General features: G+C 73.8%; 19 protein-coding genes and 1 tRNA gene. 8 read left to right on the top strand and 12 right to left on the bottom strand.

The window, feature by feature from the left end:
- Positions 1 to 83: 83 nt before the first annotated feature.
- The 4 genes from mshC to ACZ7MX_RS08895 form a co-directional block, all read right to left on the bottom strand.
- On the bottom strand, positions 84 to 1,313 hold the full coding sequence (mshC, locus tag ACZ7MX_RS08910; protein ID WP_472130741.1) for a cysteine--1-D-myo-inosityl 2-amino-2-deoxy-alpha-D-glucopyranoside ligase: 1,230 nt from the start codon (positions 1,311 to 1,313) through the stop codon (positions 84 to 86).
- 131 nt (positions 1,314 to 1,444) lie between these two features.
- A complete protein-coding gene (locus tag ACZ7MX_RS08905; RefSeq protein WP_472131353.1) occupies positions 1,445 to 2,329 on the bottom strand; it encodes an SCO1664 family protein in 885 nt (294 codons plus the stop codon).
- 5 nt (positions 2,330 to 2,334) lie between these two features.
- Positions 2,335 to 2,925 (bottom strand): DUF3090 domain-containing protein, encoded by a 591-nt coding sequence (locus tag ACZ7MX_RS08900; protein WP_472130739.1) that lies wholly within the window; start codon positions 2,923 to 2,925, stop codon positions 2,335 to 2,337.
- A gap of 107 nt (positions 2,926 to 3,032) precedes the next feature.
- Complete coding sequence (locus ACZ7MX_RS08895) at positions 3,033 to 3,731, bottom strand: histidine phosphatase family protein (protein WP_472130737.1); 699 nt, start codon at positions 3,729 to 3,731, stop codon at positions 3,033 to 3,035.
- 59 nt (positions 3,732 to 3,790) lie between these two features.
- On the opposite strand from ACZ7MX_RS08895, the gene corA reads away from it, so the two are divergent.
- A complete protein-coding gene (gene corA, locus ACZ7MX_RS08890) occupies positions 3,791 to 4,786 on the top strand; it encodes a magnesium/cobalt transporter CorA (protein ID WP_472130735.1) in 996 nt (331 codons plus the stop codon).
- 36 nt (positions 4,787 to 4,822) lie between these two features.
- Here corA and ACZ7MX_RS08885 read toward each other — a convergent pair whose 3' ends face one another.
- Together ACZ7MX_RS08885 and ACZ7MX_RS08880 are read right to left on the bottom strand one after the other, a co-directional pair.
- Positions 4,823 to 5,611, bottom strand: coding sequence for a ferritin-like domain-containing protein (locus tag ACZ7MX_RS08885; protein WP_472130733.1), 789 nt, complete (start codon positions 5,609 to 5,611; stop codon positions 4,823 to 4,825).
- A 315-nt stretch (positions 5,612 to 5,926) separates the two neighbouring features.
- Positions 5,927 to 6,982: an LLM class F420-dependent oxidoreductase gene (locus tag ACZ7MX_RS08880; protein WP_030801900.1), complete on the bottom strand. Its 1,056-nt coding sequence runs from the start codon at positions 6,980 to 6,982 to the stop codon at positions 5,927 to 5,929.
- A gap of 127 nt (positions 6,983 to 7,109) precedes the next feature.
- On the opposite strand from ACZ7MX_RS08880, the gene ACZ7MX_RS08875 reads away from it, so the two are divergent.
- Together ACZ7MX_RS08875 and ACZ7MX_RS08870 are read left to right on the top strand one after the other, a co-directional pair.
- A complete protein-coding gene (locus ACZ7MX_RS08875) occupies positions 7,110 to 8,093 on the top strand; it encodes an aldo/keto reductase (protein WP_030414740.1) in 984 nt (327 codons plus the stop codon).
- On the top strand, positions 8,090 to 10,477 hold the full coding sequence (locus ACZ7MX_RS08870; RefSeq protein ID WP_472130731.1) for a helix-hairpin-helix domain-containing protein: 2,388 nt from the start codon (positions 8,090 to 8,092) through the stop codon (positions 10,475 to 10,477). The genes ACZ7MX_RS08875 and ACZ7MX_RS08870 overlap by 4 nt, the downstream gene beginning before the upstream one ends.
- A 48-nt stretch (positions 10,478 to 10,525) precedes the next feature.
- Here ACZ7MX_RS08870 and ACZ7MX_RS08865 read toward each other — a convergent pair whose 3' ends face one another.
- Positions 10,526 to 11,200: a hypothetical protein gene (locus ACZ7MX_RS08865; protein ID WP_472130729.1), complete on the bottom strand. Its 675-nt coding sequence runs from the start codon at positions 11,198 to 11,200 to the stop codon at positions 10,526 to 10,528.
- Positions 11,201 to 11,247: 47 nt separating this feature from the next.
- Here ACZ7MX_RS08865 and ACZ7MX_RS08860 point away from each other — a divergent pair, with 47 nt between their 5' ends.
- The gene (locus ACZ7MX_RS08860) at positions 11,248 to 11,436 is read left to right on the top strand and encodes a DUF5703 family protein (RefSeq protein ID WP_030416245.1); all 189 of its coding nucleotides are present in this window, start codon (positions 11,248 to 11,250) and stop codon (positions 11,434 to 11,436) included.
- A 132-nt stretch (positions 11,437 to 11,568) separates the two neighbouring features.
- On the opposite strand, the gene ACZ7MX_RS08855 is transcribed toward ACZ7MX_RS08860, so the two are convergent.
- The 3 genes from ACZ7MX_RS08855 to ACZ7MX_RS08845 form a co-directional block, all read right to left on the bottom strand.
- Positions 11,569 to 12,489, bottom strand: coding sequence for a chaplin (locus ACZ7MX_RS08855; protein ID WP_472130727.1), 921 nt, complete (start codon positions 12,487 to 12,489; stop codon positions 11,569 to 11,571).
- A gap of 186 nt (positions 12,490 to 12,675) precedes the next feature.
- Positions 12,676 to 12,909, bottom strand: coding sequence for a chaplin ChpH (gene chpH, locus ACZ7MX_RS08850; protein WP_472130725.1), 234 nt, complete (start codon positions 12,907 to 12,909; stop codon positions 12,676 to 12,678).
- Positions 12,910 to 13,104: 195 nt separating this feature from the next.
- On the bottom strand, positions 13,105 to 14,430 hold the full coding sequence (locus ACZ7MX_RS08845) for a M20/M25/M40 family metallo-hydrolase (RefSeq protein WP_030801914.1): 1,326 nt from the start codon (positions 14,428 to 14,430) through the stop codon (positions 13,105 to 13,107).
- Between the two features lie 231 nt (positions 14,431 to 14,661).
- On the opposite strand from ACZ7MX_RS08845, the gene ACZ7MX_RS08840 reads away from it, so the two are divergent.
- The 4 genes from ACZ7MX_RS08840 (at position 14,662) to ACZ7MX_RS08825 (ending at position 17,077) form a co-directional block, all read left to right on the top strand.
- Positions 14,662 to 14,746, top strand: a tRNA-Leu gene (locus tag ACZ7MX_RS08840).
- A gap of 102 nt (positions 14,747 to 14,848) precedes the next feature.
- On the top strand, positions 14,849 to 15,817 hold the full coding sequence (locus ACZ7MX_RS08835) for a pseudouridine synthase (RefSeq protein ID WP_472130723.1): 969 nt from the start codon (positions 14,849 to 14,851) through the stop codon (positions 15,815 to 15,817).
- Between the two features lie 90 nt (positions 15,818 to 15,907).
- A complete protein-coding gene (locus ACZ7MX_RS08830) occupies positions 15,908 to 16,582 on the top strand; it encodes an HAD family hydrolase (RefSeq protein ID WP_472130721.1) in 675 nt (224 codons plus the stop codon).
- 39 nt (positions 16,583 to 16,621) lie between these two features.
- Positions 16,622 to 17,077 carry an NUDIX domain-containing protein gene (locus tag ACZ7MX_RS08825; RefSeq protein ID WP_472130719.1) on the top strand — a complete coding sequence of 152 codons (456 nt, stop codon included), beginning with the start codon at positions 16,622 to 16,624 and terminating at the stop codon, positions 17,075 to 17,077.
- Here the strand turns inward: ACZ7MX_RS08825 and ACZ7MX_RS08820 are convergent.
- Together ACZ7MX_RS08820 and ACZ7MX_RS08815 are read right to left on the bottom strand one after the other, a co-directional pair.
- A complete protein-coding gene (locus ACZ7MX_RS08820; RefSeq protein ID WP_472130717.1) occupies positions 17,074 to 19,026 on the bottom strand; it encodes a HEAT repeat domain-containing protein in 1,953 nt (650 codons plus the stop codon). The genes ACZ7MX_RS08825 and ACZ7MX_RS08820 overlap by 4 nt on opposite strands.
- Before the next feature lie 113 nt (positions 19,027 to 19,139).
- On the bottom strand, positions 19,140 to 20,771 hold the full coding sequence (locus tag ACZ7MX_RS08815; protein WP_472130715.1) for an ABC-F family ATP-binding cassette domain-containing protein: 1,632 nt from the start codon (positions 20,769 to 20,771) through the stop codon (positions 19,140 to 19,142).
- Positions 20,772 to 20,844: the final 73 nt, after the last annotated feature.

The raw sequence follows: 20,844 nt of genomic DNA, 5'->3' as shown, positions 1-20,844 counted from the left end.
GGCACGGTCCCGGGCACGGAAAAGGGGCGCCCGTACCGGCCGGCACGGGCGCCCCTGGCGGGACGGGGGTCAGGCGGTGGCCGTCAGAGGGCCACGCCCAGGAGCGCGTCGACGGCGCGGGAGACGAGGCCGGGGGCGCCCTCGTCGGTGCCGCCGTCGGCCGCTTGCGCGGCGGCCCAGCGGTCCACGGCGGCCAGCGCGGCCGGCGCGTCCAGGTCGTCGGCGAGCGCGGTGCGGATCTCCTCCAGGAGGGCCTCGGCGGGCGGGCCGTCGGGGCGGGAGACCGCGGCGCGCCAGCGCGCCAGCCGCTCGACGGCCTCGTCGAGCACCGCGTCGGTCCACTCCCAGTCGGCGCGGTAGTGGTGCGCGAGCAGCGCCAGGCGGATCGCCGCCGGGTCGGTGCCGTCGCGCCGCACCTTCGAGACGAAGACGAGGTTGCCCTTGGACTTGGACATCTTCTCGCCGTTCAGCGCCACCATCCCGGCGTGCACGTACGCCTTGGCGAACGGGTGCTCGCCGGTGAGCGCCTGGGCGTGCGAGGCGCCCATCTCGTGGTGCGGGAAGGCGAGGTCGGAGCCGCCGCCCTGGACGTCGAAGCCCATCCCGAGGTGGTCCAGGGCGATCGCGACGCACTCGATGTGCCAGCCGGGCCGGCCGCGGCCCAGCGAGCCGCCGTCCCAGCTCGGCTCGCCGTCGCGGGCGGCCATCCACAGCATCGGGTCGAGCGGGTTCTTCTTGCCCTCGCGCTCGGGGTCGCCGCCGCGCTCGGCGGACAGCAGCCGCATCGCCTCGGCGTCGAGTCCGGAGACCCCGCCGAAGTGCGGGTCGGAGGCGACGGAGAAGTAGATGTCGCCGTCCAGCTCGTAGGCGGCGCCGGCGTCGCGCAGCCGCTCCACCAGCGGGACGATGCCGGGTATCGACTCGACGGCGCCTATGTAGGCTCGCGGCGGCAGCATCCGCAGCGCCGTCATGTCCTCGCGGAACAGGGCGGTCTCGCGCTCGGCGAGCGCGGTCCAGTCGTCGCCGGTGGCCTCGGCCCGCGCCAGCAGCGGATCGTCGACGTCGGTGACGTTCTGCACGTAGTGCACCTGGCGCTTCGTGTCGAGCCACACGCGCTGAACCAGGTCGAACGCGTTGTAGGTCGCCGCGTGCCCCATGTGGGTGGCGTCGTACGGCGTGATGCCGCAGACGTAGATACGGGCGACGGGACCGGGGTCGAGGGTCACCCGTCCGCCGGTCGCGGTGTCGTGGATCCTCAGGTCGCGGCCCTGACCGGGCAGGGCGGGGACCTCAGAAGCGGGCCATGCATGCATGCCTTGAGCGTAACCGGATGCATGTTCCGCATACGAACCGGACCAGGGGTCTTGGCCGGAAAGGCGGTCTTGCGGTTCGCGGCCGGACGTGCATGGGCGCACCGGCGGCCCGCAAGGGGTCCCGTACGGGCTCAGACCGGCGGCCAGGGGATGGCGGGCCACTCCCCGCTCGGCTCGGGATGCCGGCCGCGCTCCAGCAGCCCGGCCACCCGCGCCCGGAGCGCGTCGATCTCGGCGGCCGTGAGGAGTTCGGCCAGTCGGGCGGCGAGCGGCGCTGCGTCCGCCAGGGCCGCCCCGAGCCCCCGCAGCACCTCCACCGCCTCCGCGGTCAGCGGCTCGCCCGCCCAGCCCCACAGCAGCGTGCGCAGCTTGTCCTCGGTGTGGAAGGTCACGCCGTGGTCGATGGCGAAGAACTCGCCGTCCGCGCCGGGCAGCAGATGGCCACCCTTGCGGTCGCCGTTGTTGATCACCGCGTCGAGGACCGCGAGCCGCCGCAGCCGCGGGTGGTCGGCGTGCACCAGCAGCGCGGTGCGGCCCTCCCCGAGCTCCGCGGAGCCGACGGCCTTCCAGCCGGGCCCGGGCTCCTCGTCCTCCACCAGGGCCAGCAGTTCGGGCACCTCGTCGCTGCTCTCCGGCGGATCGATCCACTCCTGGACCATGCCGGTGCCGTAGGGGCCGTCGCGCAGCACGGTCGGCGGGATCAGGTCCCAGCCGCAGGCGCGGGAGATCTCGTACGCGGCGACCTCGCGCTGGGCGAGCGTGCCGTCGGGGAAGTCCCACAGCGGGCGTTCGCCGGCGACGGGCTTGTAGACGCACGAGGCGGTGCGGCCGTCGTGGGTGACCGTGCAGTAGAGCACGGCGTTGGACGCCTCCCGGATACGGCCGCGCACGGTCAGCTCGCCTTCGGCGAGGAGGGCGCCGGTCGGTCCGCCGGCGGGCTCCGCCGCGGCCGGCGGCGGGTCCTGCGGGCCGGTGGGACCGGGCAGCTGCCCGGCCGGTTCGACGGCGGGCTCCATGGCGCTCAGGCGCCCCGCCGGTATCCGTTCTGGCGCGGACATACGTGTCCCTCCGGGTCGAGCGGCAGGCTGCACAGCGGGCACGGCGGGCGGCCGGCGTTGACGACCTCCAGGGCCCGCTTGGCGAACGCCCTGGCCATCGTCCCGGTCAGGCGCACCCGCAGCATCGGCGGGCCGTTCTCGTCGTCCTGGAGCAGCCGTTCCTCGGCGTCCGCGAGGTCCTCCTCGTTGTCCGCGTCCAGCTCCACCAGTGCCTGGGCCTCGACGATCATCCGCTCGTCCTCGCCGTCCCAGGCCAGCGCCATCGTGCCGACCCGGAACTCCTCCTCGACGGGCATCTCCAGCGGGGCGGTGTCGGTGAGCTCGGCGGGCGCGACGGCAGGGACCGGGGCGTTGCCGCCGCTGCGCCGGACGACCTCGTCCAGCAGCTCGTCGATCCGCTCGGCGAGCGCCGCGACCTGGGTCTTCTCCAGAGCGACGCTGGTGGTCCGGCCGGCCGCGGTGGCCTGGAGGTAGAAGCTACGGCGGCCAGGCAGCCCGACCGTACCGGCGACGAAGCGGTCCGGTACGTCGTAGAAGAACACCTGACGGGACAACGTCCTGCTCCGATTGCTCGACTGCGGGGTCACTGCGGTCGCTGCGGGTCCTGCGGACCGCAGGGGCGGCGGGCAGCGCCGTCGCACCACCCTACTGCGCCGACTGATCACCCTGCGCCCGCACCACCGCCGACGGTCGCGTCCCGGTCCGCCGCCGGGCCGCCGCCGTCCTCCCGGGGCACCAGCGAGGCGAAGTCACCGGTGTCCCCGAGGCGTACGAGGTAGGGGCGCAGCCGGGTGTAGCGGATCACGGTGAGGGAGCACGGCTCGACCGAGATCCGCTGGAAGAGGTCGAGGTGCATGCCCAGCGCGTCGGCGACCAGGGACTTGATGATGTCGCCGTGCGAGCACATGGCGTAGGTGGCCTCGGCGCCGTGCGTCTGCTCGACGCGGGCGTTCCAGTCGCGGACCGCGTCCACCGCGCGGGCCTGCATGGCCCGCATCGACTCGCCCCCGGGGAAGGCGGCCGAGGACGGGTGCTGCTGGACGGCCTCCATCAGCGGCTCGTCGGTCAGCTCGGCCAGTTTGCGGCCCGACCAGTCGCCGTAGTCGCACTCGCTGATCCGGTCCTCGATGTGCAGGGTGATCCCGGGCCGGGCCGCCAGCAGCGGCGCCATGGTCTCCCGGCAGCGCTGCAGGGGGCTGGAGACGAGGGCGGCGAGCGGTACCTGCGCCAGCCGCGCGGGCAGCGCGGCGGACTGGGCCGCGCCGCGCTCGTCGAGGGCGACGCCGGGCGCCCGCCCGGCGAGCACTCCGGCGGTGTTGGCGGTGGAGCGGCCGTGCCGCACCAGGATCAGCGTGGGCATGCCCGCCACCCTACGTTCCGGCTCCCGCTTCCTGGCAGGGGTCCCTGGGACGCGCGAGAATGCCTGGTGTGATTGTGGACTGCGCCATCTACCGGGAGGGCCGCCGCACGGACTGCGCGGCCGACTTCTCCCGCGCCCTGAAGGCGGCGCGGGCGGAGGGGCACTCTTTCCTCTGGCTGGGGATGCACGAGCCGACGCAGGAGGAGTTCGACCGCGTCACCAGCGAGTTCGCGCTGCACCCGCTGGCCGTCGAGGACGCGCTCAACGCGCACCAGCGACCCAAGCTGGAGGTCTACGACGACTCGCTGTTCATGGTGCTGAAGCCGGTCACGTACGACACCCGGGCCGACACGGTGACGGCGTCGGAGCTGATGGTCTTCGTGGGCGACTCGTTCGTGGTGACCGTCCGGCACGGGGAGGCCAGCCCGCTGGCCGCGGTGCGGCGCCGGCTGGAGGAGCATCCGGAGATCCTGCGGCACGGGCCGGGCGCGGTGCTCTACGCGATCAGCGACGCGGTGGTCGACCACTACATCGAGGTGGCCGCCGAACTCGCCCTGGACATGGAGGAGTTGGAGGCGGAGGTATTCGCTCCGGTCCGCGGCCGGGACACCCGCAACACCGCCGCGCAGATCTACGCGTTCAAGCGCGAGGTGATGGAGTTCCGGCGGGCGACCGGCCCGCTGGCGGAGCCGATGGCCCGGTTGCAGAACCCGGGAGTGCCGTTCGTGCACGATCACGCCCGGCCGTTCTTCCGCGACGTCGACGACCACCTCACCCGCGCCAATGAGTCGGTGGACAGCCTGGACCGCCTACTTTCGGACATTCTGTCCGCCCATCTGGCACAGATGGGCGTCCGGCAGAACGACGACATGCGCAAGATCTCGGCCTGGGCGGCCCTGGCCGCCGTCCCCACCCTGATCGCCGGGGTCTACGGCATGAACTTCGAGAACATGCCGGAACTGAGATGGCAGTGGGGCTACCCGGGAGTGCTCGTGGTGATGGTCCTCATCGAGGTGTCGCTCTACCGGCTGTTCAAGCGCCGCGGCTGGCTCTGAGCGGGCCGGCGCAGAAACACCCCGGCAGCGGCGCCCTTACGCGAATTCCGGGGCGGAGGTGGCCGGGCCGCCCAGCGCGTTGTGCCGCTCGGGCATCCGGAGGCTGACCATCCGCCGCCAGCCGCCCAGCCGCTCGTAGCCGTACATCGCCGCGATACCGGCGGTGAGCGCCGCGGACTTCGTCCCCGGCCACTTCAGGATGCGGCCCATGTGCTGCATCACGGCCAGGCTGACGTCCCGGTAGACGGCGATCTCGGCGAGCGCGCATTCGTGGAGGGCCCGCTGGATGGTCCGCCCGTGGCCGGCCCGGGCGAGGCGGAGCAGTTCCTCGTGGCAGTAGGCGAGGTGATTGGTCTCGTCGTCCGAGATCATCCGGATCGCCCGGCCGACCTCGGGGTGGTCGCCGAAGTGCTTGGTGAGCAGGGCCATCTGCTCCGCGGCGCGCTGTTCGGTGACCCGGCTGTGGGCGAGGTAGGTGATGATGTCGAGCTCGCCGAGCGGCTCGTCACGGCGCAGTTTGTCGTGCGCCAGGCCGATGCCCCGCCGCTCCAGGAGCATGGTGTAGTCCGTCGCCCGGGGGACCTCGGTGGGGGTCAGTCCGCGCTTGCGCAGCAGGGCCTGGAAGATCCGGCCGTGCTTGTCCTCGTCGGCGCCGTGCCGGGCGACCTTGGGCGCCAGATCACGCAGCGACTCGGGCAGCAGTGCGGCGATCCGGCCGTTCTCCCAGCCGCCCTGCGCCTCACCGCTCGCCGCTATGGAGCAGAACAGGCGGTAGGCCTCGTCGTTGTCGACGATCTCCTGGAACAGGCTCCGGGCCGAGAGCATCTGCGTCACCTCCGAACGGACACACCCGCAACCAGTCAAAGCAGGTGTTCCGGGCGCGGCAACCGGGCGGGACACCCGTTCGCCCGTTCGGACGAGGCGCGGCCGGGTGGCGGGGCGTAACCCGGCCGCCCGTACCGGCGTTGTGCAGCGCGACGGCCGTGGCGGGGAAGATCCCCCGAGCCCCCACCACGGCCGCAGGCTCCCGGAAAGGCCCGAGGTCCAGGCGCCCCGGCGCCGGGCCCTTCGCCGGTCGCTACCGGGCGTTTCACCGGGCGCCTCTCGCTGAGCGCCGCCGGTCCGTTCGCCCGGCGGCGCTCATGCCAGCCCGGCGCGCTCCAGGGCCTCGGTACCGGCCCGCAGCGAGGCCAGCCGGTCCTCCAGTCCGAAGCCCGCCGGGGACAGCGTCAGCGTGGTCACCCCGGCCTCCGCATAGGCCCGCATCCGGTCGGCGATCCGCTCCACGGAGCCGAGCAGCGTGGTCCGGTCGATGAGCTCCTCGGGGACCGCCGCGGCGGCGCCCTCCTTGTCGCCGGCCAGGTACTTGTCCTGGATCTCGACGGCTTCCTTCTCGTAGCCCATCCGCCGGGCCGCCTGGTTGTAGAAGTTCTGCTTGCGGCTGCCCATGCCGCCGACGTAGAGCGCGGTGTACGGGCGGAACATGTCGGCCAGCGCGCTGACGTCCTTGTCGGCGCCGACGGCCAACGGCAGCGTCGGGCAGATGTCGAAGCCGTCCAGGGTCTTGCCGGCCTTCTCCCGGCCGGCCCGGAGGGGGGCGACCGCGGTCTCCTCCAGGTTCTCGGCGGCGGGGAAGATCAGCAGCGCGCCGTCGGCGATCTCGCCGGTCTGCGTCAGGTTCTTGGGGCCGATCGCGGCGATGTAGAGCGGGATGTGCGGGCGCTGCGGGTGGACCGTGAGCTTCAGCGGCTTGCCCGGACCGCCGGGCAGCGGCAGCGTCCAGTGCTCGCCCTCGTAGGACAGCCGCTCGCGGGTCATCGCCTTGCGGACGATCTCGACGTACTCGCGGGTGCGGGCCAGCGGCTTGTCGAACTTGACGCCGTACCAGCCCTCGGAGACCTGCGGACCGGAGACGCCCAGGCCGAGCCGGAACCGGCCGCCGGAGAGCGAGTCCAGGGTGGCGGCCGTCATCGCGGTCATGGCGGGCGTCCGCGCCGGGATCTGGAAGATGGCGGAGCCGATGTCGATGCGCTCGGTCTGGGCGGCGACCCAGGAGAGCACGGTGGCGGCGTCGGACCCATACGCCTCGGCGGCCCAGCAGACGTCGTAGCCGAGGCGGTCGGCCTCCTGCGCCACCGCGAGATTGTCGGAGTCCATCCCGGCGCCCCAGTAGCCGAGGTTGATGCCAAGCCTCATGCCGCTCCCCTTACCCATCAGTAACGTCACTGTTCCGCGGACTGTAGCGCGCACCCCCGCCGGACGTCACCGACGGGTTGTCCACAGGTCCCCTGTTCCCCGCGCCCGGCGCGTACTCTCAGGGCCCATGGAGCAAAGGCACCTCGGCCGAACGGGCCTGCGCGTGTCCCGGCTCGGGCTCGGCACCCTGAACTGGGCCCGCGACACCGGTGAGCAGGAAGCCGCCGACCAGCTCAAGACGTTCTGGGAGGCCGGCGGCACGCTCGTCGACACCGCCGACATCTATGCCGACGGCGGTGCCGAGTACCTCCTCGGCCGGCTGATGGAGGGGCTGGTTCCGCGCGAGGACCTGGTGATCGCGACGAAGGCCGGCAGCGTGCTGGAGGCCGACCGCCGGGTGGACTGCTCCCGGCGCCATCTCCTCGCCGCCCTCGACGCCTCCCTGGGACGGCTGGGCACCGAGTACGTCGACCTGTGGCAGCTCCACGCCTTCGACGCGCACACACCGCTGGAGGAGACCCTCCAGGCCCTGGACCTCGCGGTCACCAGCGGCCGGGCGCGCTACGTGGGCCTGTCGAACTTCTCCGGCTGGCAGCTGGCCAAGGCCGCCACCTGGCAGCTCGCGGCGCCCGGGGTGCGCAACCGCCTGGCGAGCGCCCAGATGGAGTACTCCCTCCTGCAGCGCGGCATCGAGCGCGAGGTGCTGCCCGCGGCGCTCGACCTCGGGATGGGCGTCCTGCCGTCCTCCCCGCTGGGCCGGGGCGTGCTGACCGGGAAGTACCGGCATGCGACCCCCGCCGACTCGCGCGGCGCCTCGGAGCATCTGGCGGCGTTCGTCGCGCCGTATCTGGACGAGACGGCGGGCCGGGTCGTCGAGGCCGTCACGACCGCCGCCGACGGACTGGCCGTCACCCCGCTGCAGGTGGCCCTCTCGTGGGTCCGGGACCGTCCCGGGGTCACCGCGCCGGTCCTGGGCGCCCGCACGGCGCAGCAGCTCAGAGCGGCATTGTCAGTGGAGGCCCTTACTCTTCCTGACGAGATCCGCCGGGCGCTGGACGATGTGTCGGCTCCGGTGCACCACTACCCCGATCACGACTGGAGCACGCTGTGAGCACCGACCGCCCCGCCGGCGACACCCCGCCCGGGCAGGAGGCCGCACCCGGGACCGCGGAGGCCCGCACGCCCGAGGGGGCGCAGGCGGCGGAAGCGGGCGCGACGGTGAGCGAGGCACCGGCCGCGGCGCCCCCGGCCGGCACGACCACCGCGGCGGCGCTGGCGGCGGCCGTCCGGGCCGTGGAGAGCGGCGAGCGCTCGGCCGCGTCGTTCTTCACCGAGGCCCCGCGCCCCGCCAGACCGGCCGCACCCGCCAAGGCGGCACCGGCGCCGGCCGGCCCCGCGCCCCAAGGCGGACCGGCGGGCCCGCCCCCGGGCCCGGCGACCGCGCACCGCGCCGCCGCACCGGCCGGCCCCTCCGCACCGCCCGTAGCCGCCCCGGGCGCCGCCGCACCCACCACCGCACCTCTCCCGGCCCCCGCCCCCGGCCTCGACGGCGTACGACAGGTGCTGCGGGCGGGCGGCGCCCCGGAGACCCTCGCGGAGCGGACCGCCGAGATGCTCGGGGAGGGGGCCGCCGAGGTCCTGCGTGAGGATCCCTGGCAGCTGCTCACGGTGCCGGGCGTGCGGCCCGAGCAGGCCGACGGCTTCGCGCGGGCGCTGCTCGGTGCCGCCGCCGGACCGGGCGACGAGCGCCGCGGCCAGGCGCTGGTCGGCTGGCTGCTGGAGCAGGCCGCGGTCGCGGGGCATTCCGCGCTGGAGGCCGGCACGCTGCGCGGCGCGCTCGCGCAGCGCCAGGTGCCCGACCCCGACGAGGCCCTGCAGACCGCCATCGCCGAGGGCGCCGTCCTGGTCTTCCAGGACGCGATCGAGGAGCCGGGCCGGGCCCGGCCCACGGCGGACGAGGACGAGGAGGAGCGGCCGGTCCGGATCCTGCTGGGCCTGGACCGCTGGGCCATGGCCGAGGAGAGCGTCGCCGACGGCCTGGCCCGGCTGCTCAACACCTTCGAACCGGTCCCGGACTCCGGCGCTGCGGACGCCGCCTCCGGGACGCCGGACGCCGAATCCGCTGCGGCGGGCACCGACTCCGGCTCCGACTCCGACGCCGGCTCCGACGCCGGCTCCGCGGACGCCGACGAGCGGGCGGACGGCACCGGTCCGGCACCGGAGACCGGTGACGCCCCGGCCCCGGTCCGTCCGTCCGCCGCCGCCTGGGAGGCCGCGGCCGCCGCCGCGCCGTCGCCGTCGGCCGCGGAGCTGATCCGTACGGCCGCGCACAGCGGCCTGGTGGCGCATACGGGCGCGGAGGCGGCCCGCGCCGAGCCGGCCGCGCTGATCACCGCGGCCCGTGCGCTGGGCCTGCGGGCCTTCGGCGCGGCCCACAGCGAGAACGGCCGCCGCCGGCTGGCCGCGGACCTCGCCTCGCTCGCACCCGAGGCGGGCCCGGAGGCCGGTTCCGCAGACGTGGGCGCGGCGGCGGTGACGGTCGCCGGGCTGCTGTCCGGGCAGGAGGGCCCCGGCCGGGACGCGGACGGCGCCCTCGCGCTCGATCTGCTGGTGGTGCTGGACGCCCCGCAGCTGGATCTGGAGACCGCGGCCCTGCTGGTCGAGTCGCTGACCGACGGGACCCGGCTGGTGCTCAGCGGCGATCCCGGCGTCCTGTGGTCCGCCGGCCCCGGCCGCCTCTTCGCCGATGTCCTCGCGTCCCGTTTCTGCCCCCAGGTCGCCTCCCGCACCCCGGACTTCGGCCCGATCGGCGAGCTGGTGTCCGGCATCGGCATCGGCGAGCTGAGCCAGGTCGAGGCGCCCGGCAAGGAGGTGGTGACCGTCCCGGTGCGGGACGCCGGCGAGGCGGTGCACCGCGCCGTCCAGCTGGTCGCCGACTCCGTGCCCCGGGCGCTGGGCGTCCCGCCGGAGGACACCCAGGTCATCACGGTCGGACACGGCGGCGCGGCGGGCACCCGGGCGCTGAACGCCGCGCTCAAGGAGCGGCTCAACCCCGGCCCCGGCCGGTTCGGCGGCTTCGACCCCGGCGACCGCGTGGCCTACGCCCCGGCCCCCGGCCGTACGCTGCCCGGCACGGTCACCGGCGCCGACGCCGCGGGGCTGCATCTGGACTGCGCGGGGACCGCGGTCGTGGTGCCGCGCCAGCGGGTCGGCGGCGCGGTCCGGCACGGCTGGGCGCTCACCGCCCATCAGGCGGCCGGGATGCGCTGGCCGGCCGCGGTGGTCGTGGTGCCGGGGGACGCCGCCGGCGGACTGACCCGCGCCTGGGTCTATACGGCCTTCAGCCGCGGTGAGCGGCATCTGTCGGTGGTGCAGGGCGCCGATCAGGCGCTGGCCCGGGCGGTAGCCGAGGTGCCCGTCAAGGAGCGGACCACCCGGCTGCGGACGCTGCTCGGGCAGCAGAGCGCGCCGTCCGCGGAGGACGCCCCGGCGTGAGGCGGGGTGCGCAGGCGGCCGCCCGAAGCGGAGCGGCCGCCTCCGCCCTCACCTCTCGCGGTCGAGCGGCTCCAGCAGGTCGTCGTCGCCCAGTTCCTCGTCGAAGACGGCGCTGACGTCGAAGCGGCACACCACCCGCTGCGGGTCCGCCTGGTCGAACGGCGCGGAGAGCCACTCCCCCGGTTCGGCCGGTTCGTCGGCGGCCGCCACCCACAGCGTGGAGTCGCCCTCCTCCAGGCCGAACTCCTTGTGCCGGGAGGCGATCTCGTCGGGTTCGAACTCCCCGAAGAGCACCCCCAGCGCCGCATGGACGCTGGTGCCGACGACCGCGGCGGCGTCGACGGAGGGGCCCGCCGCCTCGTCGGCGGCGTCCGGATCGAGGTCCGCGATGCGCTGCGCCTGGTGCAGCAACCGCTGCGGTTCGGCGACGGTGTAGTCGCGCCGGATCAGCACGCTGAGCGCACTGGGATCCTCCGGGCCCGCGTACGCCGGCAGCGCCTCGCTACCGGGGATCTCGAAGGGGGTGACCTCGTCATAGGTGTCGTAGAGCAGCTCGTCGTACACCTCGGCCGCGGCGGCGAGCTCGTCGAACGCGGCGTAGACAGCCGGATCGTCCTCCCCCGAGCGGCGTTCGACCGCGTCGAGGTGACGGTCCAGCGCGGCTTTGACCGCCTCGGCGGCGGCACGTACCTCGGCAGCGGAAGGCTGCGCAGCATCAGACATAGTGCAGACGCTATCCGTACCGGGGCCGGTCCCGCACAATAGATGCGATGCCGGAATACGAATTCTGCGATGTGTACGTGCCACGGGGCGTTTCCCGGAAGGCCACCACACGCTTGCTGACCGACCATGCCGAGTACGGACACTGGGAGTTGGACCGTCTGCGGCTGAATCCGGACGGCAGCCGCAAGGTGCGGCTGCGCCGCCGGATCATCCGACAGCTCCGCGCCACGTGGTGATCACCACCGGCGCGTGAACAGCAGAGCGGGCCCCGCCTCGGCAGGGCCCGCCCCTTGGTGCGCTCGTGCGCGCTCAGCTACCGCTCGTCACACAGCGCCGACCGTCGCATGATCGCCGCGTGAGCGCCGCCGTCACCGGCCGGCGGCACGCGCCTTGCGGTACAGCACCGCACCGCCGAGCAGCATCCCGGCGGCGGCCGGAATCGCGTAACCGGCCGTGCCGGCGCCGGTCTCCGCGAGCTGCTGCCGGGGAGCCGGCACGACCTGGCTGTGCGGCTGCACTGCCGGGGTGTGCCCACCACCCTGCTGCGGGGTGACCGGGTGCTGCGGCTTGCCCGGGTGCTGGGGCTTGCCCGGGTGCTGCTGCTCCGGCTGGTGCGGCTTCCCCGGGTGGTGCGGGTGGTGCGGGTGGTGCCCCGGGTGGTCGCCGGTACCGGGGTGGTGCGGCTTCCCCGGGTGGTGCGGCTTACCGGGGTGATGGGGCTTACCGGGGTGGTGCGGGTGTCCCGGGTGCTGCGGGTTGCCGGGGTGCTGGGGCTGGCCCGGCTGGTGCGGACGGCCCGGTGCCGGCGCCTCGTTGGCGCAGTCGTTGCCGAAGACCGGGTTCAGCAGACCGACCACCGAAACGCTGTTGCCGCAGGCGTTGACCGGGACGTCGACCGGCGCCTGGACGTTGTTGCCGGAACCCACACCGGGTGAGTGCGCGGTGCCGCCCGCGGCGCTGGCGCCACCGTGGTGGCCGCCCCCGCCCGGATGCCCACCCTGGTGGTGGCCCTGGTGCGGACCGCCCGGGTGGCCGGTGTGGTGGCCGCCGCCGTTGGCGCAGTGGTTGCCGAACGCGGGGTTCAGCAGCCCGACGACATTGACGGTGTTGCCACAGGCGTTCACCGGGATGTGCAGCGGTACTTGGACGTTGTTGCCGGATCCCACGCCGGGCGAGTGCGCCGCGCCGCCGGCGGCCCCCGCATCCGCGTGTGCGTAGCCGGCGACCGCGGCGAGTACACCGCCGGCCGCCGCCATGGTGATCAGGCCCTTTCGTGCGACCTGTCTCATAAATTGTTCCCCTGCCTAGTGCCTTACAGGAATGCGTGCGCGCGGCGATCCCCCGGGGAGACCGGGGGGATCATCCGCCCGCCCACCGAAATACCCAGAGGCCCCGGAATGCGTGCCACGCACTACGGAGCCGAACCGGATCTGACCCTTACGGGTGCAGGTACAACGTCAAACGGCGTCAGAAAGTCACTTGTTGACGCAGTAGTTGCCGAAGGCCGGGTTCAGCACACCGACCACGGAGATCGTGTTGCCGCAGGCGTTCACCGGAACGTGCACCGGCACCTGGACGACGTTGCCGGACACGATGCCCGGAGAGTTCACGGCAGCGCCCTGGGCACCCGAGTCGGCGGCGGCCAGGCCCGCACCGGCGAGCACCAGACCACCGGTGGCCGCCGCAGCAGCGACGATCTTCTTCAGCATTGTTCCTCCTAGTAGGCAACGCGGTCCCAGCCGCGGACCGCACACCCTGCAACGAGGAAAAGGACGTTGAAGCTACGAACACATCAAAGTGTTCACTCTTTCCGGCGACACCGACGCGAACGGCAGGAAATCCGCGCCGATTTCGGCTTCAGAGGCAGCTCTTCCCGCGGGTTTCCGTGGGTTTTTTCGGCGGGCTCAGCTCTGTTCGATGAACCGGTCGAGCACCCGCACCCCGAACTTCAGTCCGTCCACCGGAACCCGCTCGTCCACGCCGTGGAACATTCCGGCGAAGTCCAGCTCCGGCGGCAGCTTCAGGGGCGCAAAGCCGAATCCCCGGATTCCCAGGTCGTCGAACGACTTGGCGTCCGTACCGGCGGACAGCATGTACGGCACCGCGCGCGCGATCGGGTCCTCGGCCTGCAGCGCCGACTGCATCGCCGCGACCAGCGCCCCGTCGAAGGTGGTCTCCAGCGCCTTGTCCGCGTGCACGTCCTCGCGCTTGACCCGCGGGCCGAGGATCCGGTCCAGGTCGGCCAGGAACTCCTCCTCGTAGCCCGGCAGGAAGCGCCCGTCGACGTGCGCGGTGGCCTGACCCGGGATCACGTTGACCTTGTACCCGGCGCCCAGCTGCGTGGGGTTGGCGGTGTTCCGGAGCGAGGCGCCGATCAGCTTGGCGATGCCGCCGAGCTTCGCCAGCGTGCCGTCCATGTCCTCCGGGTCGAGCTCGGTGCCCAGCGCGTCGCCGAGCTCGTCCAGGAAGACCCGCAGCGTCTTGGTCACCCGCACCGGGAACTCGTACCGCCCCAACCGCCCGACCGCCTCGGACAGTTCGGTGATCGCATTGTCCTTGTGGATCATCGAGCCGTGGCCGGCCGAGCCGTCCACGGTCAGCTTCATCCAGTGCATACCCTTCTGGGCCGTCTCGATCAGGTACAGCCGCAGCTGCTCGTTGACCGTGAAGGAGAAGCCGCCGACCTCACTGATCGCCTCGGTCACCCCCTCGAAGAGCTCCGGGTGGTGGTCGACGAGGTACCGCGCGCCGTAGGTGCCGCCCGCCTCCTCGTCCGCGAGGAACGCCAGCACGATGTCCCGCGGCGGCTTGCGGCCGGTGCGCAGCCGGTCCCGGACGACGGCCAGCGTCATCGCGTCCATGTCCTTCATGTCGACCGCGCCGCGCCCCCAGACGCACCCGTCCGCGATCTCCCCGGAGAACGGGTGGTGGGTCCAGTCGGCGGCGTTGGCCGGCACGACGTCGGTGTGCCCGTGGATGAGCAGCGCGGGCCGGGAGCGGTCCTCGCCCTCGATGCGGGCGACGGTCGACGCGCGCCCCTTGTGCGACTCGAAGATCCGCGGCTCCAGGCCGACCTCGGCGAGCTTCTCCGCGACGTACTCGGCGGCGGCCCGCTCACCGGGGCCCGAGTGGTCGCCGTAGTTGCTGGTGTCGATCCTGATCAGATCCCGGCACAGGTCGACGACCTCGTCCTCGCCGGTCACCGTACGGGCCGGCTGTGACTCGATCACGCTGCCTCCTCTTGGTTCACGGCCGCGTCGCGCGCCCCGAGGCGCCCGGTCCGCGGCGGGGGTCCACCGCCATCCTCCACCCCGGCCGCGCTCTGCCCAAGGCCGCAATACTCCCGACATCCGCTGGTCACAGGCCCGCACCCGGCCACCTGTACGCGTGATCGACCACCCCCGAACGTTTGCTATTGTTTTCCACGTCGGAACGGCCCAGGCCGCACCGGCAGACACCTGGTCCGGGTGGCGGAATGGCAGACGCGCTAGCTTGAGGTGCTAGTGCCCTTTATCGGGCGTGGGGGTTCAAGTCCCCCCTCGGACACTCATCAATATCGACGCCCGCTTGGCACCGTCCAAGCGGGCCTCGCTGTTTTCCCGACCTGTTCCCGACGTGTCCCCTCGTTCTCGCCCGCCCGGAGATCCCGTGAGACGCCGCTCGCCCGTGCCGCCCGCTCCGTTGCCGCAGCGTGACGGGATCGATCCGGTGCGGGTGCGGTTGCCGGCCGATCCGGGCGGGGTGTGGGGCACGGTCGGGGAGCATCTCGTGGCGCGGTTCGGCGGGGCGGTGGGGGCCGGGCGGGTGGCGGAGATGTTGCGGACGGGCCGGTTCGTGGGCCTTGAGGGGGCGCTGACCGGGGGCGAGCCGTACGTCGCGGGGCGGTACGTGTGGTTCCACCGGGACTTCGCGCCGGAGGTGCGGGTGCCGTTCGAGGTGCGGATCGTGCACCGGGACGAACGGATCGTGATCGCCGACAAACCGCACTTCCTGGCCACCACGCCGCGCGGGCAGCACATCACCGAGACCGCGCTGGCCCGGCTGCGGCGCGAGCTGGGGCTGCCGGCGCTGCAGCCCGCGCACCGGCTGGACCGGCTGACGGCGGGGCTGGTGCTGTTCGTCGTACGGCCCGAGGACCGGGGGGCGTACCAGGGGCTGTTCGGCGGGCGCCGGGTGCACAAGGAGTACGAGGCGGTGGCCCCGTACGACGCGGGTGTGGCGCTGCCGGTGGCGGTGCGCAGCCGGATCGTCAAGGAGCGCGGGGTGCAGACGGCGCGGGAGGTGCCCGGGGCGGTGAACGCGGAGAGCCGGATCGAGCTGGTCGAGCGGCGGGGCGGGCTCGGGCGCTACCGGCTGCTGCCGGCGACCGGGCGGACGCATCAGCTGCGGGTGCACATGCACGGGCTGGGGCTGCCGATCCTCCATGATCCGCTGTATCGGGGTGCGGGTGACGCGGAGGGTGCCCGGGACGCCGGTGGTGCGGGCGCGGAGGACTTCGGGGCGCCGTTGCAGTTGCTGGCGAAGGTGCTGGCGTTCCGGGACCCGGTGGACGGGCGGGAGCGGCGGTTCGAGAGCGGGCTGCGGCTGGCGGCGTGGCCGGGGGCCGCGGCCGGCTGACGTCCGCCGGCGGTATTTGCGGTGCGGGCGGGGGCCCGGGCTCCGTAGGGTGCGGGGGTTGGTGAACTGGGGCGAAGGGCTGGCCGGCGGATGCTGATCTTTGATGCGGACGACACGTTGTGGGAGAACAACGTGATCTTCGAGCGGGTCATCGACGAGTTCCTGGAGTGGATGGTGCGCCCGGGGCTCGACCGGGAGGCGGTGCGGACGGTGCTCGACGGGATCGAGGCCGCGAACGCGCCGACGCTGGGCTACGGCAGCAAGGTCTTCCTGCAGAGCCTGGGCGAGTGTGTGGCGCGGCTGCGCGGGCGGGCCGTGACGGCCGAGGAGACGGCGCGGATCGCCGGGTGGGCGGCCGCCTTCGCCGGGGACCGGGTGGAGCTGATGCCCGGGGTGGCCGAGACGCTGGCGGAGCTGTCGCGGCGGCACGAGTTGCTGTTGCTGACCAAGGGCGACACCGAGGAGCAGGAGCGGAAGGTGGCGGTCTCGGGGCTGACCGGGCACTTCCGCGGGGTGCACATCGTGGCGGAGAAGGACGTCGCCACGTACGAGCGGCTGAAGCGCGCCTACGACCTGGTGCCGGACGAGACCTGGATGATCGGGAACTCCCCCAAGTCGGACATCCTGCCGGCGCGTTCGGCCGGGCTGAACGCGGTGTTCATCCCGCACCAGCACACCTGGGTGCTGGAGCACGACGAGCTCGACCCGGACGACAAGAAGGTGCTGCGGCTGTCGGCGTTCCAGGAGCTGCTGCGGCACTTCTGAGGGCGGCGGACACCGGTACGGGAAGTGAGGAGGGGCGACGTGGGAGAAGGAGACGGTGCGGTGCGGCGGCCGGGGGTGTCGTGCGTGTTCGTGTGCCACGACGGTGCGGGGCGGGTGCTGCTGGCGCGGCGCAGCGCCGGGGCCCGGGACGAGCCGGGGACGTGGGACTGCGGTGCGGGGGCGCTGGAGTTCGGCGAGACCTTCGAGGCCGCGGTGGCGCGGGAGGTGTACGAGGAGTACGGCACCCGGCCGCTCGGCATCGAGCAGCTCGGGGTGCGCAATGTGCTGCGCGGCGATCCGGTGGACTCGCACTGGGTCGCGGTGGTCTTCGCGGTGCGGGTGGCGCCGGAGGCGGTGACGATCGGCGAGCCGCACAAGTTCGACGCGCTGAGGTGGTGCCCGCCGGACGCCCTCCCCGCGCCGCTGCATTCGCAGTGCGGGGAGAGCCTGGCGTTGTTCGTGCGGTCCGCCTCGTCCGCGGGGGCGGGTGGCTAGGGATCGTCGGTGGGGGCGGGCTGACGCTCGTCTCCTCCGGTGAGCGCCGCCACCGTGCGCTCGGCGGCCTCCAGGAGCTGTTCGTCGGCGCGCAGGTCGGCGTCCGCGGAACCGGCGTACAGCGGGAGCCGGGTGCGTCGGTCGATCAGCGCGCGCAGGTGCGGGAGCGCAGGGCGGGCGTGCGGCCCCATGGCGGCCAGGGTGGTCATCGCGACGGGCCCGAAGAGGTCGTCGTCGACGTAGCCCGGAAGTACGGCGAGGAGTTCGGCGGCCACGGGTGGGCCCTCGTTCCGCCACAGCACCAGGGAGCCGCGTACCTGCATGGCGCCGGGGCGGCCGAGGACGGCGGCGCGCAGCTGCGCGGACTGCTCGCGGTCGAGGCCGCCGTGGTCGAGCAGCCACCGGAAGAGGGCGGAGTGGTCGGCGGTGCGGCGGCCCTCCGGTGGGTGGGTGCGCACATAGGCCTCGACGGGCGCGCGGTCGCCGGTGATCCGGGCCAGGGCCAGTGCGCCGTGGCCGGGGCGCCGGCGGGAGTCGCGGGTGAGCGTGGTGAGCAGCGGCACCGCGGCGACCGCGGGCGGGCCGATCCGGCCGAGCGTGCCGACGAGGGAGAGCTCCGGCCAGCTGGCCAGGGTGGCGCCGCGGGCCTCGGCCGCCTCGCACGCCGTGCGCAGCGCTGTGAGGAGGTCGGGGACGTAGGGAGCGGCGGCCGCCGGTTCGAGGGCGTCGAGGACGCCCAGGGCGAGGGACAGCGCATCGCGGTCTTCGGATCTGAGCAACTCGCCTGCGTACGCGGCCAGTTGGCCGGTGTCGGCGGCTCCGGCGCGGAGCAGGCCGCGGAGGGCGGCGAGCATGCCGGGTGGGCGGGCGCCGGCGGCCAGCAGGGCGTGGGCGTGCGGGGCGGCGCGCGGATCGTCGATCGTCGCGAGGGCGTAGGTGAGGACCCAGGCGAGGGCGGCGGAGGGGTCGGCGTCCGGGCCGGTGGGGTCCGCGGCCGGGACCGTGGTGGGGTCCGGCAGCAGGGCGGCCAGGGCGGCGGCGGACCGGCGGGTGGCGGTGCGGGAGGCGCACAGGGCGTGCACGACGAGGGTGCGGAGGCCGGGCGGTGCGGTGGGCAGCAGCCGGACGAGGTGCGGGGCGAGGGTGCCGGGGGCGGCCCGCCACTCCTGGAACGCCCGGTGGGCCAGCTGCACCCCGACCCGTCGCCCGTAGGCGCCCGCATCGCCGGCCAGCAGCCGGGTGACGATGGTGCAGCAGTCCTGTTCGCGTTCCTGGCGGTGGAGGGCGTGGCCCCAGCGGGCGCCGATGGAGTAGCCGCGGTCGGTGTCGTGGGCGGTGAGCGCGGTGACCTCCGTGAGGATCTGGGCGTCCAGTTCCGGCCAGCGTTCGCGCGGTGCGGTCGCCAGTTCCTCCAGGCAGCCGAGCAGCCGGATCTCGGGGAGCGGGTCGGTGCGGAGCGGGCCGGGCGGGCAGGAGGCGCCCGGCCTGCCGAGCAGCGCGTCGGCCAGGGCGATCCGGGTGACGGGGTCGGTGAGTTCGCCGAGGGCGGTGCGGGCCCGGTCGGCAGCACCGGTGCGGACGAGGAGCGTGGCGGCGGCCCGGCGGACGTCCGGGTCCGGGTCGTGGAGCCCGGCCGCGGCCGCCGGGGCCGGCGTCGGCCAGGGCGTACGGCCGTACGTCAGCTCGCCGAGCAGGGTGAGCGCGGTACGGCGTACGGCGGGGCTCGTGTGACGGGTGAGCGAGAGCAGTTCGCGGGTGGCCGGGCCGTCGGGGTCGGCGTCGACCGCTCGGAAGACGGCGGTTCTGGCCGGGGTGCCCGGAGCGAGGACGGATCCGTCGAGGACCGCTGCGGTGAGGTCCGACGGACGGTCGGGGCCGGAGGCGGTCGACGGGGTGGAGGCGGTCGACGGGGTGGAGGCCGGGTCCTGGCCCGGCGTCCGCGTGGTCATCGGGTGGGGCGGTGGCCGCCCTTCCTGTAGGTCATGGGGAGGATCATGAACCACGGGAAGGGCGGCGGCAACGCATTTACCGCAAGGGGCTCCCGCCGCCTTCCGGGGCGGCCCTACAGCGGTGCGACATCGGTGAGTTCGCCGTCCTCCAGGGCGAGCCAGCGGGTGATGCCCAGTTCCCGGAGGAACGCCAGGTCGTGGCTGACGACCACGAGCGCGCCCTCGTAGGACTCCAGGGCGGTGACCAGCCGGCGGACCGAGGCCATGTCGAGGTTGTTGGTCGGCTCGTCGAGCAGCAGCAGCTGCGGGGCGGGTTCGGCCAGCACCAGCGCGGCGAGCGAGGCGCGGAAGCGTTCGCCGCCGGAGAGCGTGCCGGCCTGCTGGTCGGCCCGGGCGCCCTTGAAGAGGAAGCGCGCGAGCCGGGCCCGGATGCGGTTGTTGGTGGCGTCCGGGGCGAAGCGGGCGACGTTCTCGACGATGGTCAGGTCGTTGTCGAGGACCTCCAGGCGCTGGGGGAGGAAGCGGTGCGGGACGTGGACCTCCGCGGTGCCGGACTCCGGTGGGATCTCGCCGGCGAGGGTGCGCAGGAGGGTGGTCTTGCCGGAGCCGTTGCGGCCGGTGAGGGCGATGCGTTCGGGGCCGTGCACCTCCAGGTGGGCGCGGGCGCCGTAGCGGGTGCGCACCTCGCGCAGGGTGAGCACGCCGCGGCCCGGCGGGACGGCGGTGTGCGGCAGGTCGATGCGGATCTCGTCGTCGTCCCGGACCGCTTCGACGGCCTCGTCGAGGCGGTCCCTGGCCTCCTTGAGGCGTTCGGTGTGCAGGATGCGGTGTTTGCCGGCGGAGACCTGGGCGTCCTGCTTGCGCCCGTTCATGACGATCTTGGGTTCGCGCTTGTTGGCGCTCATCTTGTTGCCGTAGCGGACCCGGCGGGCCAACTTGGCGTGGGCGTCGGACAGTTCGCGTTTCTGGCGCTGGACGTCGGCCTCGGCGACCCGCACCATCCGTTCGGCCGCCTCCTGTTCGGCGGCCAGGGCGCGTTCGTAGTCGGTGAAGTTGCCGCCGTACCAGTGGATCTCGCCGCCACGGAGGTCGGCGATCCGGTCGACCCGGTCGAGGAGTTCCCGGTCGTGGCTGACCACGACGAGCACGCCGGACCAGCCGTCCACCGCGGTGTACAGGCGCTCGCGGGCCGCCCGGTCGAGGTTGTTGGTGGGCTCGTCGAGCAGCAGGACGTCCGGCCGGCCGAGCAGCAGGGCGGCCAGCCGGAGCAGGACGGATTCCCCGCCGGAGATCTCGCCGATGGTGCGGTCGAGGTCGATACCGGTCAGCCCGAGCTGGTCGAGGGTGGCGCGGGCCCGCTCCTCGACGTCCCAGTCGTCGCCGATGACGGTGAAGTGCTCCTCGCCCGGGTCGCCGTTCTCGATGGCGTGCAGGGCGGCGCGGGTCGCGGCGATGCCGAGTGCCTGGTCGACGCGGAGCGCGGTGTCGAGGGGGGCGTGCTGCGGGAGGTAGCCGATCTCACCGGCGGTCCGGACGCTGCCCGCGGTCGGGATGAGCTCGCCCGCGAGGAGCTTCAACAGGGTGGATTTTCCCGAGCCGTTGAGGCCGATCAGGCCGGTGCGGCCGGGGCCGACGGCAAGCTGGAAGTCCTCGAAGACACAGGTGCCGTCGGGCCAGCCGAAGCCGAGGCCGGAGCAGGCGAGGGACGCGGCGGAGGCGGCGCGGGATGCAGGGGTTGGGGACATACGGGTCTCCTGGGTGCGCGGAAGGGTTGCGGGGAGCTGCGCGGGAGACACCGCTGGGGGGCGCCGGAAGGGC

The sequence above is a fragment of the Streptomyces sp. NPDC107765 genome (genome assembly GCF_055657085.1).
The sequence above is the reverse complement of the archived record's forward strand: the minus strand, read 5'-3'. Positions and strand labels throughout refer to the sequence as shown.

Excerpts from the sequence above, each read along its gene's own strand:
- corA (WP_472130735.1), top strand. The coding sequence starts at position 3,791 with ATGCCTGGTGTGATTGTGGACTGCGCCATCTACCGGGAGGGCCGCCGC.
- ACZ7MX_RS08885 (WP_472130733.1), bottom strand. The coding sequence starts at position 5,611 with ATGCTCTCGGCCCGGAGCCTGTTCCAGGAGATCGTCGACAACGACGAG.
- ACZ7MX_RS08860 (WP_030416245.1), top strand. The coding sequence starts at position 11,248 with ATGCCGGAATACGAATTCTGCGATGTGTACGTGCCACGGGGCGTTTCC.
- mshC (WP_472130741.1), bottom strand. The coding sequence starts at position 1,313 with ATGCATGCATGGCCCGCTTCTGAGGTCCCCGCCCTGCCCGGTCAGGGC.
- ACZ7MX_RS08830 (WP_472130721.1), top strand. The coding sequence starts at position 15,908 with ATGCTGATCTTTGATGCGGACGACACGTTGTGGGAGAACAACGTGATC.
- ACZ7MX_RS08895 (WP_472130737.1), bottom strand. The coding sequence starts at position 3,731 with ATGCCCACGCTGATCCTGGTGCGGCACGGCCGCTCCACCGCCAACACC.
- chpH (WP_472130725.1), bottom strand. The coding sequence starts at position 12,909 with ATGCTGAAGAAGATCGTCGCTGCTGCGGCGGCCACCGGTGGTCTGGTG.
- ACZ7MX_RS08855 (WP_472130727.1), bottom strand. The coding sequence starts at position 12,489 with ATGAGACAGGTCGCACGAAAGGGCCTGATCACCATGGCGGCGGCCGGC.
- ACZ7MX_RS08820 (WP_472130717.1), bottom strand. The coding sequence starts at position 19,026 with ATGACCACGCGGACGCCGGGCCAGGACCCGGCCTCCACCCCGTCGACC.
- ACZ7MX_RS08875 (WP_030414740.1), top strand. The coding sequence starts at position 7,110 with ATGGAGCAAAGGCACCTCGGCCGAACGGGCCTGCGCGTGTCCCGGCTC.
- ACZ7MX_RS08865 (WP_472130729.1), bottom strand. The coding sequence starts at position 11,200 with ATGTCTGATGCTGCGCAGCCTTCCGCTGCCGAGGTACGTGCCGCCGCC.
- ACZ7MX_RS08905 (WP_472131353.1), bottom strand. The coding sequence starts at position 2,329 with ATGGAGCCCGCCGTCGAACCGGCCGGGCAGCTGCCCGGTCCCACCGGC.
- ACZ7MX_RS08815 (WP_472130715.1), bottom strand. The coding sequence starts at position 20,771 with ATGTCCCCAACCCCTGCATCCCGCGCCGCCTCCGCCGCGTCCCTCGCC.
- ACZ7MX_RS08880 (WP_030801900.1), bottom strand. The coding sequence starts at position 6,982 with ATGAGGCTTGGCATCAACCTCGGCTACTGGGGCGCCGGGATGGACTCC.